Annotated in this window: 11 protein-coding genes, 1 tRNA gene and 1 pseudogene; 5 read left to right on the top strand and 8 right to left on the bottom strand. The window is 59.7% G+C overall.

Going from position 1 to position 16,874, the window contains the following annotated elements; all coding sequences use genetic code 11:
• Positions 1-56: 56 nt before the first annotated feature.
• From AC1DWZ_RS15390 to AC1DWZ_RS15370, 5 genes are all read right to left on the bottom strand, one after another.
• Positions 57-1,088 (bottom strand): peptide ABC transporter ATP-binding protein, encoded by a 1,032-nt coding sequence (locus AC1DWZ_RS15390; protein WP_477169801.1) that lies wholly within the window; start codon positions 1,086-1,088, stop codon positions 57-59.
• On the bottom strand, positions 1,088-2,104 hold the full coding sequence (locus AC1DWZ_RS15385) for an ABC transporter ATP-binding protein (protein WP_477169800.1): 1,017 nt from the start codon (positions 2,102-2,104) through the stop codon (positions 1,088-1,090). Before AC1DWZ_RS15385 ends, AC1DWZ_RS15390 begins: the two co-directional genes overlap by 1 nt.
• A gap of 14 nt (positions 2,105-2,118) precedes the next feature.
• Positions 2,119-3,027: an ABC transporter permease subunit gene (locus tag AC1DWZ_RS15380; protein ID WP_477169799.1), complete on the bottom strand. Its 909-nt coding sequence runs from the start codon at positions 3,025-3,027 to the stop codon at positions 2,119-2,121.
• A 10-nt stretch (positions 3,028-3,037) separates the two neighbouring features.
• Entirely contained in the window at positions 3,038-4,048 is a 1,011-nt protein-coding gene (locus AC1DWZ_RS15375) for an ABC transporter permease subunit (RefSeq protein WP_477169798.1), read from the bottom strand.
• A 138-nt stretch (positions 4,049-4,186) separates the two neighbouring features.
• Complete coding sequence (locus AC1DWZ_RS15370) at positions 4,187-5,785, bottom strand: ABC transporter substrate-binding protein (RefSeq protein WP_477169797.1); 1,599 nt, start codon at positions 5,783-5,785, stop codon at positions 4,187-4,189.
• Between the two features lie 304 nt (positions 5,786-6,089).
• Between AC1DWZ_RS15370 and AC1DWZ_RS15365 the strand changes: the two genes are divergently transcribed.
• Complete coding sequence (locus AC1DWZ_RS15365; protein WP_477169796.1) at positions 6,090-6,590, top strand: thioesterase family protein; 501 nt, start codon at positions 6,090-6,092, stop codon at positions 6,588-6,590.
• A 38-nt stretch (positions 6,591-6,628) separates the two neighbouring features.
• Here AC1DWZ_RS15365 and AC1DWZ_RS15360 read toward each other — a convergent pair whose 3' ends face one another.
• The gene (locus tag AC1DWZ_RS15360; protein WP_477169795.1) at positions 6,629-7,045 is read right to left on the bottom strand and encodes a peptidoglycan-binding domain-containing protein; all 417 of its coding nucleotides are present in this window, start codon (positions 7,043-7,045) and stop codon (positions 6,629-6,631) included.
• A 215-nt stretch (positions 7,046-7,260) separates the two neighbouring features.
• Here AC1DWZ_RS15360 and AC1DWZ_RS15355 point away from each other — a divergent pair.
• The 3 genes from AC1DWZ_RS15355 to AC1DWZ_RS15345 all read left to right on the top strand — a co-directional run bounded on the left by AC1DWZ_RS15355 (position 7,261) and on the right by AC1DWZ_RS15345 (position 8,753).
• A tRNA-Gln gene (locus AC1DWZ_RS15355) sits at positions 7,261-7,335 on the top strand.
• A gap of 153 nt (positions 7,336-7,488) precedes the next feature.
• The gene (locus AC1DWZ_RS15350; protein WP_477169794.1) at positions 7,489-8,238 is read left to right on the top strand and encodes a hypothetical protein; all 750 of its coding nucleotides are present in this window, start codon (positions 7,489-7,491) and stop codon (positions 8,236-8,238) included.
• Positions 8,235-8,753, top strand: a complete 519-nt coding sequence (locus tag AC1DWZ_RS15345) for a hypothetical protein (RefSeq protein WP_477169793.1) — start codon at positions 8,235-8,237, stop codon at positions 8,751-8,753. The genes AC1DWZ_RS15350 and AC1DWZ_RS15345 overlap by 4 nt, the downstream gene beginning before the upstream one ends.
• A gap of 197 nt (positions 8,754-8,950) precedes the next feature.
• On the opposite strand, the gene AC1DWZ_RS15340 is transcribed toward AC1DWZ_RS15345, so the two are convergent.
• Both AC1DWZ_RS15340 and AC1DWZ_RS15335 read right to left on the bottom strand, forming a co-directional pair.
• Positions 8,951-16,483 (bottom strand): beta strand repeat-containing protein, encoded by a 7,533-nt coding sequence (locus AC1DWZ_RS15340; protein ID WP_477170078.1) that lies wholly within the window; start codon positions 16,481-16,483, stop codon positions 8,951-8,953.
• A gap of 18 nt (positions 16,484-16,501) precedes the next feature.
• Positions 16,502-16,657: pseudogene (locus tag AC1DWZ_RS15335) on the bottom strand (calcium-binding protein); the annotation flags it as partial.
• Here AC1DWZ_RS15335 and AC1DWZ_RS15330 point away from each other — a divergent pair.
• On the top strand, positions 16,622-16,874 hold a 253-nt coding region (locus tag AC1DWZ_RS15330; RefSeq protein WP_477170089.1), incomplete at its 3' end, for a hypothetical protein. The pseudogene AC1DWZ_RS15335 and the gene AC1DWZ_RS15330 overlap by 36 nt on opposite strands.

Genomic DNA, 16,874 nt, shown 5'->3' with positions numbered 1-16,874 from the left:
CGGCGTTACGCCGGCGGTCTCACGGCGCACATGATTCTTGAAAATCCGCCCGAAACTTACGCCAGTTGTTCCGCATGATGGCAGGCGACATCCCTGCCATCGACCGGCCGCAATTCCGGGCGCTCGGAGGCACAGATCTCAGTCGCATAGGGGCAGCGTTTGTGGAAGGCGCAGCCCGGCGGCGGATTGAGCGGGGAAGGGAGTTCACCCTTCACGGTCAGGCGCTTCGAGCGCGCCTTGGGATCGACCGAGGGCGTCGCCGCCAGCAGGGCCACGGTATAAGGGTGGCGGGGGCCGGCGAAGATGATTTCCTTGGGACCTTGTTCCACGGGCCGGCCCAGATACATGACCATGACGTCATCGGCGATGTGCCGCACGACCGAGAGATCATGGGAAATGAAGAGATAGGCGAGGTTGAGTTCCGCCTGCAGATCCATCAACAGATTGAGCACCTGGGCGCGGATCGAGACATCGAGCGCCGAGACCGGCTCGTCCGCCACGACGATGCGCGGGCTGAGCATGAGGGCGCGGGCGATGGCGATGCGCTGGCGCTGCCCGCCGGAGAACATGTGTGGATAGCGGCTATATTGTTCGGGACGCAAACCCACCTTGGCCATCATGGCGCGGGCCGCGGCGGCGCGGGCGTCGGCATCCAGGTTGGTGTTGATCTCAAGTGGCTCTTCGAGGATCTGGCCGACCTGCTTCCGGGGGTTCAAGGAACCATAGGGGTCCTGGAACACCATCTGCACCTTGGAGCGCATGGCCTTCACGGTGGCGGCATCGGCGCTCGCCACATCGACGCCATCGATGGCAAGGGTGCCGGCGGTGGGCGTTTCGATCATGGTGACGAGGCGTGCGAGGGTCGACTTGCCGCAGCCGCTTTCACCCACGACAGCGAGAGTGCGCCCGGCGGCGAGTGTAAAGCTGGCGCCATTCACGGCGCGAAGTTCGGCATGGCCCCTGAACAAGCCGCGGCCGACCCGGTAATGGCGATGCAGTTCACGCGCTTCGAGCACCAGCGGGTTGGCACTGGTCTGATCGCGAATGTCGACGAAAGCCGGCGCCGTATTTTGAGAAGCGGGAGACATCACGCAACCTCCTGCGCGGCAGGGCGGTTGGTCGGCGTGCCACCTTCAAGCGGATAGTGACAGCGCACACGGCCGCCTGTGGCGGTCAGCGAGGCATGGCCAATGAAGGCCGGCTGTTCGGCGCGGCAGCGCGCATCGGCAAAGCTGCAGCGCGGGTTGAAGACGCAGCCTGTGGGCCGGTCGAGAATGCCGGGCACGACACCTGGAATGGTCGAGAGGCGTCGCTTGCCGACGCTGCGCTCGGGCAGCGCCTCAAGGAGGGCCGCGGTATAGGGATGATGCGGGTTGGCGAAGAGGTCGACGGCTTTCTGCTCTTCCACCTGCTGGCTGGCATACATCACCATGACACGTTCCGCGGTCTCCGCGACGACGCCCATGTCATGGGTGATCAGCACCAGCGCCATGCCGCGCTCGCGCTGCAGATTGACCAGGAGATCGAGGATCTGTGCCTGGATGGTGACGTCGAGGGCGGTCGTGGGTTCGTCGGCGATCAGCAGGCGCGGATTGCAGGCGATCGCCATCGCGATCATGACGCGCTGGCACATGCCGCCCGATAGCTGGTGCGGATAGCTGTCGAGGCGTGTGCTGGCTGCCGGAATGCCGACCTGTTCCAGCAATTGCACGGTGCGTTCGCGGCGTTCGCGGCGCGAGCCGCCTTCATGAACCTTCAACGTCTCCATGATCTGGAAGCCGACGGTGAAGCAGGGGTTGAGGCTGGTCATCGGTTCCTGGAAGATCATGGCAATGTCCTTGCCGACGATCTTGCGCCGTGCCGCCGGCTTCAGGGCCATGAGATCGATGCCATCGAACATCATGCGGTCGGCCGTGACCTTGCCGGGCCAGGGAATGAGACCCATCACCGCCAGCATGGTGACGCTTTTGCCGGAACCGGATTCGCCCACGACGCCGACCAGTTCGCCCTTGTCGAGGTCGAGGTCGATGCCGTCCACTGCACGGAACGGGCCGTTATGTGTCTGGAACTGGACCGACAGATTGCGGATTTCGAGAAGTGCCATGATGCGCGGGTCCCTCAGCGCTTCAGCTTCGGGTCAAGCGCATCGCGCAACCCGTCGCCCATGAGATTGAAGGCCAGCACTGTAATGAGAATGGCAAGGCCCGGGAAAGTCACGACCCACGGGGCGCGCTGCAGGAATTTCAAACTATCGGCCAGCATGGTGCCCCATTCCGGCGTCGGTGCCTGTGCACCCAGCCCCAGGAAGCCCAAAGCCGCCGCATCGAGGATGGCGGTCGAGAAGCTCAAGGTCGCCTGCACAATAAGTGGCGCCATGCAATTGGGCAGTACTGTGTTGAGCATCAGGCGCTTGGTGGAGGCGCCGGCGACCCGGGATGCCGTCACATAATCCTTGGAGAGCTCCGTGAGGACGGCTGCACGCGCCAGGCGCGCATAATGCGGCACATAGGTGATGGCGATGGCGATCATCGCCTTGGTGATATCGGGCTTGCCCATGATGGCCACGATCACGATCGAGAGCAGCAGGCTGGGTATCGAGAGGATGATGTCCATGAAGCGCATGATGGCGATATCGACAACACCCTTGAAGAAGCCGGACATCAACCCGAAGAAGATGCCAAGGGCCAAGGAAATCGTGACGACGATGCTGCCGATGAAGAGCGACAGCCGCGCGCCGTAGATGATGCGCGAAAGGATATCGCGGCCGACATCGTCGGTGCCGAGCGGGAAGGACCAGGAGCCACCTTCCGCCCAGGCCGGCGGCTGCAGGAAATTTTCGCGGAACTGCTCGATGGCGCTGTGCGGTGCCACGACATCGGCCAGGATCGCAATCACGATCAGGAAGACGATCACGACAAGGCCGGCCATGGCACCCTTGTTGGCGCGCATGGAGAGCCAGATCTCGCGCCGTGGCGAGACGACTTTAGCCGGTGTCTGGGTGGGTGTGGTCGCGGGTGCGGTGGTCATCTGCTGGCCCTCAACGCTTGTGCCGGATGCGGGGGTTGAGGAAACCGTAAAGCAGGTCGACCCCGAGATTGATCGCCATGACCAGGCAGGCGATCAGGAGAACGCCACCTTGCAGAGCCGGATAGTCGCGGCGGTTGATGCTCTCGACCAGCCATTTGCCGATGCCGGGCCAGGAGAACGTCGTTTCGGTCAGAACCGCACCGGCCATCAGCGTGCCGACCTGCAGGCCGATGACGGTGACAACGGGGATGAGTGCGTTGCGGAGCGCATGGACGCCGACCACACGCCAGGTCGAGAGCCCTTTGGCGCGTGCGGTGCGGATATAATCCTCGCCCAGCACTTCCAGCATGGCGGAGCGTGTCATGCGCGCAATCACGGCCAAGGGAATGGTACCCAGGACGATGGTGGGCAGGATGAGGTGGGAGAAGGCGGAGGTGATGGCGCCTTCTTCGTCGCTCATGATCGCGTCGTAGATCATGAAGCCGGAGGTGCCCTCGAAGAAGAAATCGTTGCCGATGCGCCCCGAGACCGGCGTCCAGCCAAGGCCCACGGAGAAGGTCAGGATGAGCAGCAGGCCCCACCAGAAAATCGGCATGGAATAGCCGGTGAGCGAGGCGCCCATGATCGCGTGATCGAAGATCGAGCCACGCTTTACGGCGGCAACGACGCCGGCCGGCAGGCCGACGGAGAGTGCCAGCAGCATGGCAAAGAAGGACAGTTCCAGCGTGGCCGGGAACAAGGTGAAGAATTCGTCGAGCACCGGCCGATGGGTAATGACCGAGACGCCAAGATCGCCTTCCATCACGCCGCCGACATAGTCGAAGAACTGCACATAAAGCGGCCGGTCGAGACCCATGTCATGGAGCAGCTGGGCATGGCGCTCTGGCGAGATGCCGCGCTCGCCAACGCGCACTTCGACCGGATCACCGGGCACCAGACGGATCAGAATGAAGGCCAGGAAAACGATCCCGAGGAAGGTCGGGATGACAAGACTGGCGCGGGTCAGGAGGAAACGGACCATGGCTGATTATGTCACAAAAGAGGGCTGGGTCGCAAAAGAAGCGGCTGTCACAGAAAAGAACGGCCCAAAAAATTGCGGCCAAAAAAATTACGGCGGAGGGAATGAAAATTCCCCCCGCCGCTTGGTTTCTAAGACTGATTACTCGTCGATATCAACGCCTTCGAAGATATGCGTACCGAGCGGATGGATCTTGTAGCCCTTAACCTTCTTGCTCATCGGCATGTAGACGACCGAATGGGCAATCGGAACCCAGGGGGCCTGGTCGTGGAAGATCACCTGCGCCTGCTTGTAAAGCTCGGTGCGCTGGGCGACGTCCGAAATCTTCGCCGCATCGTCGATCAGCTTGGTGAAGTCTTCGTTGCACCATTTGGCGATGTTCTGGCCACCTTCACGGGCCGAGCCGCAGGACAGCAGCACGCCTAGGAAGTTGTCGGGATCGCCATTGTCGCCGGTCCAGCCCAGCATGCCCGTCTGGTGCTCGCCCGCCTGCAGACGCTTGCGGTACTCGCCCCATTCATAGGTCTTGAGCTCGGCGGTGACGCCGATCTTGGCGAGATCCGCCTGCATCAGCTCGGCCACTTTCTTGGCGTCCGGGTTATAGGGACGCTGCACCGGCATGTACCAGAGGTCGATGTGCAGATCCTTCACACCGGCTTCATCCAGCATCGCCTTCGCCTTTTCCGGGTCGTAGGGATAAGGCTGGATGTCGTTGTCATAGGACCAGATGGTCGGCGGCAGCGGGTTCTTGGCCGGCTGGCCAGCGCCCTGATAGACCGCTTTCACGATCGCGTCCTTGTCGAACGCCATGTTGAAGGCCTGACGCACCTTCACATTGTCGAACGGCGCCTTCTTCACGTTGAGGGCGAGGTAGCCGACATTGAGGCCTTCCTGCTCCTGCACGTTGAGGCTGGGGTCCGCCTTCAGCTTTTCGACGTCGGCCGGGCCCGGATAGGGCGCGATATCGCATTCGCCAGCAAGCAGCTTGGCGGTGCGGACGGCCTGGTCCGGGGTGATGGCGAAGATCAGCTTGTCGATCGGCTGCTTGCCACGGAAGTAGTTGGCATTCGCCTTGTAGAGAATGCGCGCGTCCTTCTCATAGGCCTGCAGGATGAACGGACCGGTGCCGATCGGTTCCTGATCGACGCGTTCCGGCGTGCCCGCCTTCATCATCAGATCCATATATTCCTTGGAATGGATCGCAGCGAAATCCATCGCCATGTTGGCGATGAAGGGTGCATTCGGCTTGGTCAGCGTAAACTTCACGGTGAGGTCGTCGACCTTGTCGATCGACTTGATGAGGTCAGGCATGCCCATGTCGTTGAAGTAATCGTATGCACCGCCCGAAACCTTGGCGTAGGGGTCGTCCGCCTTCCACATGCGGTTGAAGGTGGCGATCACGTCATCGGCGCCGAAATCGCGCGTCGGTGCGAAATCCTTGCGGGCGTGGAACTTCACGCCGGGCTGCAGGTGGAACGTGTAGGTGAGGCCGTCATCCGAGGTTTCCCAGGATTTGGCCAGGCCCGGCATGATGGTGGTGGTGCCGGGTTCGAATTCCACCAGGCGATTGAAGATCGGATAGGCTGTGTCGAAGCTGGTACCCGTCGTATTGATCTGCGGGTTGAAGTTCTCTGGGCTGCCTTCCGAGCAATAGACCAGAGTTTTGGCTTCGGCGGCGACGGCGCCAAAGCCAACAACAAGCGCTGCGGCCGCAACGGCCCCAAGCAGGCGATGTTTCATCTTGGATTCTCCCAAAAATAAAGCAGTGATCGGGCAGCCCGCGGTTTGAGCCCCATCTGTTCGTTAATTTGGGGGGCTGCCTTGAGGAAAACCGTAAGCTCGATGAACGGGATAAGTCAACGACGCCCTTGACCGTATGGTTACAATTCCGGCTTCCGTCCGGTCCCGCCACCCATTCGCCGGGCTTATCCAGCAGATTGCCGGGACACGCGGGACGTGTGGCTAAGGGCGTGCCGTGTCTGCGCAGATGTTAACCATCGGCTTGACCACCACCGGGGTGGAAGGGCATCGTCGCGCCATGAAAATGACTGCTGATTCTCCGATTCCCACGCCGTTCGTCAGCCTCGGTCAGAAGGTCTTGCCGCAGTGGATCGACGGCAACGACCATATGAATGTGGGCTGGTACCTGCGTGCCTTTGATGAAGGCTTCGACACCACCTACGAGGCGCTGGGACTGGGCTATAGCCTCATCAAGGAGCGCGGTTTTTCGACCATGACGGTCGACACCCATGTTTCCTATCACCGGGAATTGCTGCTGGATGCGCCCTTGCGCATCACCTGCCAGCTGGTCGATTGCGACCGCAAGCGCGCTCATTGGATCCAGGCGATGTATCACGGCGACGCGGGCTATCTCGCCGCCACGGCGGAATGGCTGATCCTGTTCATCGACATGACCAAGCGCAAGGTGGCGTCGATGCCCGACGATATCTATGCGGGATTGGAGCGGGTGAAGGCCGCCCATGCCAGCCTCGCGCTGCCGGTACCTCTGGGGCGCACGATCTCAATCAACAACCGCAAGACCTGAAGCGCACCGGCCCGCGGGTTTCGCCGATTGGGGATCGCTTACTGGCCGACGACGGCCTTCAATTCCTCTAGGAGGCCCGGGCTGGGCTGGCCGTCATCGGGGAGGCCGGCCGCCTGCTGGAAGGCGCGGATGGCGGCTTCCGTCTCCGCATCCATGACGCCGTCGATGGTGCCAGGCGTGAAGCTGAGATCGCTCAGCAGCTGTTCGATTTCCTGCACCTGGGGGCTGGCGGCTGGGGCCCGGTCGGCCGCGTCGGGGGCGCCGACATCGTGCCATATATATAGGGTGATGCCGATTGCGACCGCGAGAACCGCGCCGACCACGCCCAGGTTGATAAACAGCGGATTGATGGCCGGGCGATGGCCGAAGGCCGGGCCTGTGCTCAGCCTGGCCGTGCCGATCCGGTCGGCAGCACTCGGCCTCACGCCGAGCTTGGGGCTCCGCACCTCATCCATTCCGCTGCACTCCGACCTGATCCCATTCGACTGGGGGAGCATAGGTCTGATGTACATCCCGGGCAAGATTCGGGGTGCCTGCCGGAGTCGATTCCGGTGTGTTTTTTCGCGGAATTCCGCCATCGGCGGGTGGCAAACGCACGTCTTGCTCTTCCGCCGGCCTTTCCCTATGTTACGCCCCGCCGCGCGACCCGGTCCTGCCGGGTCGCCAGGATTGGGGCGTAGCCAAGCGGTAAGGCATCGGTTTTTGGTACCGACATTCCCAGGTTCGATCCCTGGCGCCCCAGCCAGCACCCGCTTTCGATTCTATTTCAATAACTTGGCGTACAGCGCCTCAGTCCGGTAGTACACGCCAGTGGTACACGCTGGTAGCACTTGTGCGGATGGCGCCTTCACAGCGATAGTGGTTGCAGACGTGCACCTCGACAACCGCCGGGAGCGCAATGGAAGGCAGCGAGTACAGATTTCGGATTGACAATGCGACGCCCGCCTCTCTTCCGATGAAGCGGCTTGCGGAGTATCTCGCTCAACTCTCGCTGCTGTTTGGCAACTCTGATCACGTTCATTTCGACCGTGTCGAGGAAGGCAGTGCCATCCTCAAACAGCGCGTGGATTGGAGTGCCGACGAAGAGGTGAGCACTCGCCTTCGCGCTGTATCCTATGGCTCTGGACCAGAGGAAGCGATCAGGGCCGAAAAACGCATCAATGCCATGCTCCGTGACGATGGCTCGTCTGCGCAACTGCTGAATGAAGTCGGCGCACAGATCATTCAGTTTCCTGGCAGAGAGGCCGTCAGGAGTGAAGCAGTCGGCCCGATCACGATGGAGGGTAGCCTCGACGGCCGGCTTATCAGAATCGGCGGAAGAGATGACACCGTGCCCGTTTGGTTGGAGAACCGCGACACGATTTGGAAGTGCAATACTTCTCGCCACATCGCACGTGAACTCGCGCCGTTTCTTTTCGGTGTCACCCTGCGCGTGTCTGGGCGCGGTCAATGGCACCGCGACGAAGACGGGAACTGGGAGTGCAAGCAGTTCACGATTAGATCGTTTGAATCCCTCGGCGATGCATCTTTCAGCGAAGTGCTTGGGCAGTTCCGTTCAGTGGAAGGCTCGCGATGGCAGAGCCTTGATGACCCACTTCAGGAAGTGAACAAGCTTCGTCATGGCGATGACGGGGACGCCAGCGGATGATAGCCTTCGATGCGAACATGTTGGTCTGGCTGCTCCGCCCCGGTGAAGCGCCAGACGATCCCGATACGGGTCTGCCTCTGACATTTTCCCGGGAGCGGATTCAGCATCTGGTCAACCAGATCGATAAGTCTGGCGTTCAGATCATAATTCCAACGCCCGCGCTTACTGAGTTTTTGACCCACGCTGATCAAGGCATCGCGCCGTATCTTGCCATTTTCAAGAAGAACGCGGTTTTTCGCATAGCGCCATTTTGTGAAGCTTCAGCGATTGAAGCGGCAATTGCTTTGGACCGCGCCATTCGAGCTGGTGACAAAAGATCTGGCAGCGCATCTCCCTGGTCAAAGGTGAAGTTCGATCGCCAGATTGTGGCCATTGCAAAAGTGCACCGCGTGCATACGATCTACTCAAATGACCACGACATAAAGACGCTGGCAGGTGCAGAGAGCATTCGAGTAGTTCGACCTCATGAGCTGCCCTTGCCACCTGAAAACGCGCAGGGGGCATTCGACCTTTGACTTAGGGCTTCTGGCTGATCGAGCGAACCAACCAAGCCATAGCCTCCCGCGCCTGCTTCCGGCCCGCTCGATCTTCGGCGGTGAAGGCTGCCTTCAGGATACTCTTGGCGTTCGGCGACACCTATTCAATAACAACACTCTGCCGACGGACAAATCGATGACATTCTGGCGGAAGCGTGCACGCGAAAGTCCTGCCGTTACCCCATAGCTACTATTATATCAGTATCGACTGCGACCCGCACGTTGCCAGCCGTATAGATTGCATAACCAGCAAGTGTCACAGCGTCGGCAGCACTCCAATGGTCACTGCCGAATAAAGCAAGCGTGTCCGCAGAGTCGCCATCGATCCGCAAAACGTTGTCTAGGGTCGCTACGCCGACCAAATTGGCCGTATGTGGCTCTATATCGAGGACGTCTGCCAGATGCAGAGTCAGCGCGTTTGCCATTCCATTGCTCAGGTCGATTATCTCGATCTCTGTGATTCGCCCGCGATCCGATGTCGTCGCATCGCCATCGAGGTCTCCAAGATCGATACTGCTGCCGAGGTCGAGATACAGGGTATCTACCCCGGCGCCACCATCGGCGCGGATAAACGAAAGGTCGGAAACTTCGATTCTGTCGTTGCCGATACCGCCATTGAATGCATCGGTCCCACCATTGCCGATAAGCACATCATCGCCCAAATTACCGACGAAGCTTTCGGCAACATTTGAACCGGTAAACATGTTGGCCGTATCGTCACCCACATGGGCGACAGCACCGGTAAAGTTGCCGCCAAAGAAGACAATGGCTGCGCCACCGGGATCAGCGCCGTAGGCACCGAGGAGAATGTCTCCATATCCGTCACCATTGACATCTCCCGCTGGCGCCACATGCTGGGCCCAGAGGTCGGTATCCGCCACGCCATCCAGCCTGAAACCGGTTGTTCCGTTGACGCGATCCAGATCGATGCTTCCGTCGAGCACAGAATCGGCCAAATCCAAGGCCAGTAAACTGTCCTTGCCGCCGTAGATGACGTAGGCAGCACCCGACTCACTGATCCCATCTGCATCATACCTAAAGGCCCCAATCAGCAAGTCATCGATCCCATCTGCGTTGATGTCGCCGGCCGAGGATACGGACGACCCGGCATAGTCGCCGGAAGCATACCCGTCAAAGCGATAGCCGTTGCTGCCATTGATGAAATCGACCCTTATTCCTCCGTTTAGATCGCCATCGGCCGCATCAAGCAATGCGAGATTTGAGGCCCCACCGAAAACGAGGAAAGCCTGCCCGGCAAAATTATGCCCATCTGGTGCTCCGTACGCGTACCCGATAATCAGATCATCAACGCCATCATTGTTGACGTCGCCGGCCGAGTTGACCGACGCGCCGGAACCATACCCGCCTGAAAATCGGTAACCGGTCGACGCATTTAATGCCGAAATTGCTAGGTGTCCGTCAGCAGCGCCATCTGCCGCGTCGAAATTCGTCAGATTTCCCTTACCACCATAGATCACATAGGCTGTTCCCCGTTCTTGCGATCCCACAACCAGATCTGAATATCCGTCACCATTCACGTCGCCGGATGCGCCGACATAGAGGTAGCCAGTACTATTATCTGCAACATTTGCGGCATACCCATCCACCCTGTAACCGGTCGTGCCATTTAGCGCGCTGAGATTCATCTTGCTGTCGACAACGCCATCGGCCGCGTCGAGCACGTGAAGACTGTCCGTACCGCCGAAGACAAGATAGGTCGCGCCAGCATTGTTGAAGTTATTACGATTAGCACTGCGTGCTCCGACGAGCATATCGTCGTATCCATCTCCATTAACGTCCCCAGCGGATTGCACTGTCCAGCCGCTTTGATCTGCGCCGCCAACGCCGTCGAGGCGAAAGCCAAGGCCACCACCCACCTGAGCCAAGCTTATGACCCCATTGGTCCTGCCGTCCGCGCTGTCCAAAGCGCCAAGATTCGCCGTCCCACCATATAAAACATAGGTCGCACCAGCGTTTCCGATGCCATCCGCGTCAAAGTCGCGGGAACCAATCATCAAATCATCTATGCCGTCAGCATTGACGTCGCCTGCGCCACTCGCTGAATACCCACTGAGATCGCCGGCCGTGACGCCATCGATCTTGAAGCCGTTGCTTCCATTTGTGAATGCAAGGTTAATTTGCCCGTCGACCTTCCCATCTGCCAAGTCGAAGTTGGCAAGATTTGCGGCGCCACCATAGATCAAGTATGTGGCACCAGCCTCACTGGCCCCGTTCACGGTTGCGCCGAATGCTCCAATGACAACGTCGTCATAGCCATCGGCATTGATATCTCCAGCAGACCAGACTGAATATCCAAGTCGATCACCAGCGTTGGCACCATTGAAACGGTAGCCATTCGCGCCGTCGATATCGGCAAGATCTTTCGATGCCTCCGGCCAGTTAATCTCAATGGTCTTGTCGGCAAATTGCAGCCATTGCATATGAGTGATGGTGTCGACGCCTTCATCGCCAGCCTTATTAGGGGCAAGATCGGCGACCGTCAGAGCACCACTCAAAAACGAAAGAGCGTAATCGGTACTCATGCCCTGGAAGATCGCGGTGTTGGCGCCAGATCCGCCGTCCAAGACGTCGTTTCCGCTGCCCCCTTCCAAGCCGTCGTTGCCTTTTCCGCCGGCTAACCTGTCATCGCCAGCGCCGCCGACCAGCAGATCATTACCGGCATCCCCAAACAATGCATCGCCTCCATCCAAGCCGTTGAGGACATCATCTCCCACTCTGCCTTCGATGGTATCTACGCTACCGGTGCCAATAATATTATCGTCGTTTATCGTCCCAAATTTCGGATCAATGTCGAGCAGGTCGCTGCCGTAGACGATGATCGCAGCACCTGTCGAGTTGCCTTGCGAATCATGGCCCGGCGCCCCAATCACAAGGTCATCGAATCCGTCACCGTTGAGATCCCCGGCGGCCGCAACTGACTGTCCCGCGCCATCGCCCGCAATGTCACCCGACACCCAGAATCCATGCTGCGAATCGAGGTTCTGTAGATCGACCGTGGCTGTGAAACCACCCGCCTGCCCAAACAGCACATAGGCATTGCCCTCAGAGTTCGAGCCGGCGTTCGGCGCGCCGATGAGGAGATCGGCATAGCCATCACCATTGACGTCGCCGGCCGACGAAACCGCCTGGCCAGATAGATCGCTCGGATGCAAGCCGATAACCTTAAAGCCATTGCTGCCGTCCAGCGTCGAGACGCTGATGCTGTTGATGCCACTATCCGTGCCGAAGACGACGTATGAGGTCCCGCTTGAGCCACCTGCATCGGGTGTGCTGACGATAACGTCATCGAAGCCGTCGGCGTTGATATCGCCAGCGCCAGCAACGGAATACCCGACCGTATCGAGTTGCACCGAACCGGTGATGCGGACCACGTCGGTGCCATAGCCCTGCTCCAGACTTTGTTGGGCGGAGAACGGACCGGTACGGCCGAAGACAATATACGCCGCACCGGCAGTCTTGCCCCATCCATAGTCGTCCGGCACACCCACGATGACATCGTCGATACCGTCCCCATTGAAATCGCCAACTGAGTCAACGGACCAGCCGGCATTGACCGCCCTGGGTTTCGGACTCGTAAGTTCGAACCCGTTGCTGCCGTTGAGCGCCGTGAGATCGAGGCTTGAGGCGAACGCCCCCTCATGGCCGAACACTACATAGGCGGAGCCAGCACCGTGCCCGTTCGCGCCGATGATAATGTCTGCGAAGCCGTCACTATTGAGGTCGCCGGCCGACTGTACCGATCCGCCGGCAAAGTCGTCCGTCGCAGCGCCGTACAATTTGAAACCATTGCTGCCGTTCAAGGCGCCGAGATCGATATCCGCCGCAAAGCCACCTGCCTTGCCAAATACCACGTATGCAGCGCCGGAGGCGGATCCATGCGGATCCGCCGACCACGCTCCCACGACCACATCGTCATAGCCATCGCCGTTGATATCCCCAGCGGATGCGACGCTGAAGCCGGCTTGGTCGCCCGCTGCAGCGCCGGATAGGCGGAACCCATTGCTGCCGTTGAGCGTCGCAAGCTGGAACCCGTCGGCAATGCCAGCAGCGCTGCCAAAGACGACATACGCAGCACCGGCATCGACGCCCTTACCGTCTGCTGCCGATGCCCCGATGATAAGGTCGTCAAATCCGTCATGGTTGACATCGCCTGCCGAGGCGACAGACATGCCGACGAGATCGCCTGCCGCTGCGCCGTGGATGATCGGCTCGGCGCCAATATCGATCGTCTTGTCAGCGAACTGAATGTGTTCGATGCCGAACAGGCCATCGACACCATCGCCGTGGCCGGCGATGTCGCGTACGAACAGCCCGCCGATGCTGTAGACGAACTGATAGTCGTCAGCATTGCCGCTGAAGACTGCCGTATCGTTCCCGGAACCACCGTCAATTGTATCGTCGCCACCACCGCCACTCAGCTTGTCGTCGCCGCCCAACCCCAGAATGACTTCCTGGCGGACGCCACCCGATAGAATATTCGCGCTGTTGTCGCCGGTCAGGACGATCGGCACGAAATCGTCTGCGCTGAGGGTCAACTTGCCGCTCAACTCGATACCGAAATCGGCGACGCTGTCACCGTTTGTATCCCCCTCGACGATAGTGATGTTGTGGGCGGCATCATAGACAGTGTGCAGTTCGCCCGCTTTGCCGCTGAATCCAGCGGTACCAACGAAGGTAAAGGCATTCACCCCTGATATCGCAGCATTCGCATCGATCTGCGACAGATCGAGTTGATCAATCCCGACCTTATAGTCCGTGATCAGATCCCGACTGCCGGAGGTCACGCCACTATCGCCCGCAGCGAAAAAGAAGACGTCACCGCCGGCACCGCCGGTCAGGATATCGGCCCCGCCGCCGCCACCTATTAAATTGGTACCGCCATTACCCAGGATCGTATTAGCGATGCTGTTGCCGAGGCCGTTGATATCCCCGGCGTCAGTCGCCAAAGTCAGATTTTCAAACCCGTCGGCCAAAGCGTAGCTAACTTTGGAGACAACAGTATCAACACCACTTTCCTCCGTGAGGACATCGTCTGTGCTGTCAACGAGGTACGTATCGTTGCCGGCGCCACCGTACAGGCTGTCAACGCCTGCCCCGCCATCCAACTGATCGTTACTGCCTTCGCCGAAGAGCATGTCATTGCCGTCGCCGCCTTCTAAGGCATCCTCTCCAACGTCACCGAAGAGACGATCATTCCCGACACCTCCGTCCAGAAAATCGTTATCGCCACCGCCAAACAGATAGTCGTCTCCCTCGCCGCCCAACAGAATGTCGTCGCCACCAAGACCATAAAGCCGGTCGTCACCAAAGACGCCAGACAGGTTGTCGTTCAGGGCCATACCTAAATAAGTGTTGAAGGCCGCATCGCCCACCCAGATAATCGGCTTCACAAGGCTCCAGAAAGTGAAGTCTGCTTCACTCAACACCACCTGGCCGCTGAACTCGATACTCCAATCCGCATTCTTGTCGCCATTCGTGTCACCAGACAGCCGCGTAGTGTTATCAGCAGCATCGTACACGCTGTGCAGCTCGTTGGCCTTGCCGGTGAAATCCGCCGCGCCGAGGAAGAAGAAGCTGCCCAGACCGGAAATTTCGAGGAGGTCGACATTCGGCATGAAATCGGTGATGAGGTCACGGCTGCCCGCGCCCACACCGGTATCGCCATTTGCGAAGACAAAGGTATCCGCACCGGCTCCGCCCGTCAGGTGATCTGCGCCGGCTGCACCGGCAATGGTGTTCGCGCCACTATTGCCAACGAGGATGTTGGAAAATGCATTGCCCGTCGCGGTAGCATCGCCGGCAGCATCTAACAAGGTCAAGTTCTCGACCCCGCTATTCGCAAGCGAGTAATAAATGGACGCGAAGACGGTGTCGATCCCCATGGTGGGGTCGTACAACTCTTCGGCTCTATCGAAGATCGAGTCGACGTAGTAGGTGTCATTGCCGGCGCCCCCCAGCATGACATCGTAACCGGTGCCACCGTCCAGGATATCGTCGCCGCCGTTGCCTTGCAGCGAATCGTCACCCCCGGCACCCGACAACGTGTCACCAGATCCCTTGCCGACAAGGAAGTTGGCCTTGTCATCGCCAAGGAGGACGAGAGGAGCCACCAGACTATTGGCGGTGAAATCGCCGGAATTGATTGTGATCTTGCCAGTAAATTCGATGGCGAAATCAGAAACGAAGTCTCCGTTGGTGTCGCCTTCAAGAACCGTGACATTCCGACTTGCATCGAAGACGGTGCGCAGATCGCCAGCGGTACCACCGAACGATGCTGTACCTAAAAAATTAAAGCCGTCGTCACCGGCGAGCGTCTTGTCCGCATCGATGGTCGAAAGATCAAGCTTGTCGATCCCGGAGACGAAATCAGTGACGAGGTCTCGGTCGCCCAGCGCCAGGCCCGTATCACCGTCCGCAAAGACAAAGAAATCCGTGCCGCCGGCACCGGTCAGCCGGTCGGCCCCGACACCACCCGTGATCTGGTTGTTACCCTCATTGCCGGTCAGGATGTTCGCGGCCGCATTGCCGGTCGCCGCGAGATCAGCTGTGCCTGACAGCAGCGCATTCTCGATCTGCCCTGCAGCAAGGGTCGACAAGTCGACGCTGAACGAGGCCTGGACCGTGTCCCCCTTGTCCTTGTTCCCCTGCTCATCGATGGTCACCAGAGCATCAATCGCGACGTAGACATCGTTGCCAGCGCCACCTTTCAATGTGTCGCTGCCGCCGCCACCGACCAGCGTATCGTTGCCCGCACCGCCATCGAGAATATTGTTGCCCGTATTGCCGGTGATCACATTGTCGAGCACGTTGCCCGCGCCGGCGAGATTGCCTGCAGCGGCAGCAAGGGTCAGATTTTCAACATTAGGCGTGGTTGTCAGATCAAAGCTGACGGATGAGATGATGAGGTCCATGCCGCCCGTCACACCAGCAACGGACTCGATCACCTTGTCGCCAGCACTCTCGACGATATAGGTGTCGTTGCCCTGGCCGCCCGTCAGCGTATCGCTACCGCCGCGGCCATCGAGCGTGTTGTCGGCGGCGTTGCCGACGAGAATGTTCGCGAGGCCGTTGCCAATCGCATCGCTGTTGCTGGACCCAGTCAAGGTCAAGTTCTCAACATTGGCGCCCTGGGCACCAAGGTCGAAGCTGATCTTGGAGGCGATCGTGTCCGTGCCTTCGTTCGCATTCTCGACGACCATGTCGCCGGCATTGTCGATGAAGTAGGTATCGTCGCCTTTGCCCCCGGCCATCAAATCTGCGCCGGCGCCGCCATCAAGCTGGTTTGCCGCCGCGTTGCCGGTAAGAGTATTGTCGGTCGTGTTGCCTGTACCATTGATGGCAGTGACACCTGCCAGCGTCAGGTTCTCAAGCCCCGCTGCGAGAACGTAGCTGATCGAGGCCTTGACCAGATCGCCCGTATCGGCGCCAAGCTCAGTGACGATGTCGCCCGCGTTGTCGACGACATAAGTGTCGTTGCCCATCCCACCGACGAGCTTGTCGGCGCCCAGCCCGCCATCGAGGATATTATCACCCGCATTGCCGATAAGCGTATTGGCGGTCGCGTTGCCGATGGCATTGATATCGTCCGTGCCAGTGAGCGTGGCATTCTCGATCTTGCCAGCGCCGAGGACCTGCAAATCGACCGAAATGCCGGCAAGCGCAGTATCGCCGGTGCTGGTTTCCTGCAACTCATCGATCGTGTCGATGCCGTCGGCAATGAGGTAAGTATCGTTACCGGCACCGCCGATCAGCGTGTCAATGCCGGCGCCACCGTCGAGGATGTCGTCGCCGAGCCCGCCCAGCAGCTTGTCGTCGCCCTTGCCGCCTTGCAGGAGATCGTTGCCAGCGCCACCATCGAGGATGTTGTTGCCATCATTGCCGGTGATCGTGTTGGCGAGCGCATTGCCGGTGCCGTTGATGTTGGCCAGGCCCGTCAGGGTCAGATGATCGACATTGGCGAGTGCTGCCAGGCTGAAGGTGATACTGCTCTCGACCCTGTCGATGCCGCCGGTCGCGTTCGCAAGGCTCTCCACCACCTTGTCGCCGATATTGTCGACCACATAGGTATCGTTGCCCTTG

The sequence above is a fragment of the Dongia sp. P2_B8 genome, from assembly GCF_056404715.1.
Note: the sequence above shows the minus strand (reverse complement) of the source record. Positions and strands in the feature narration are given on the sequence as shown.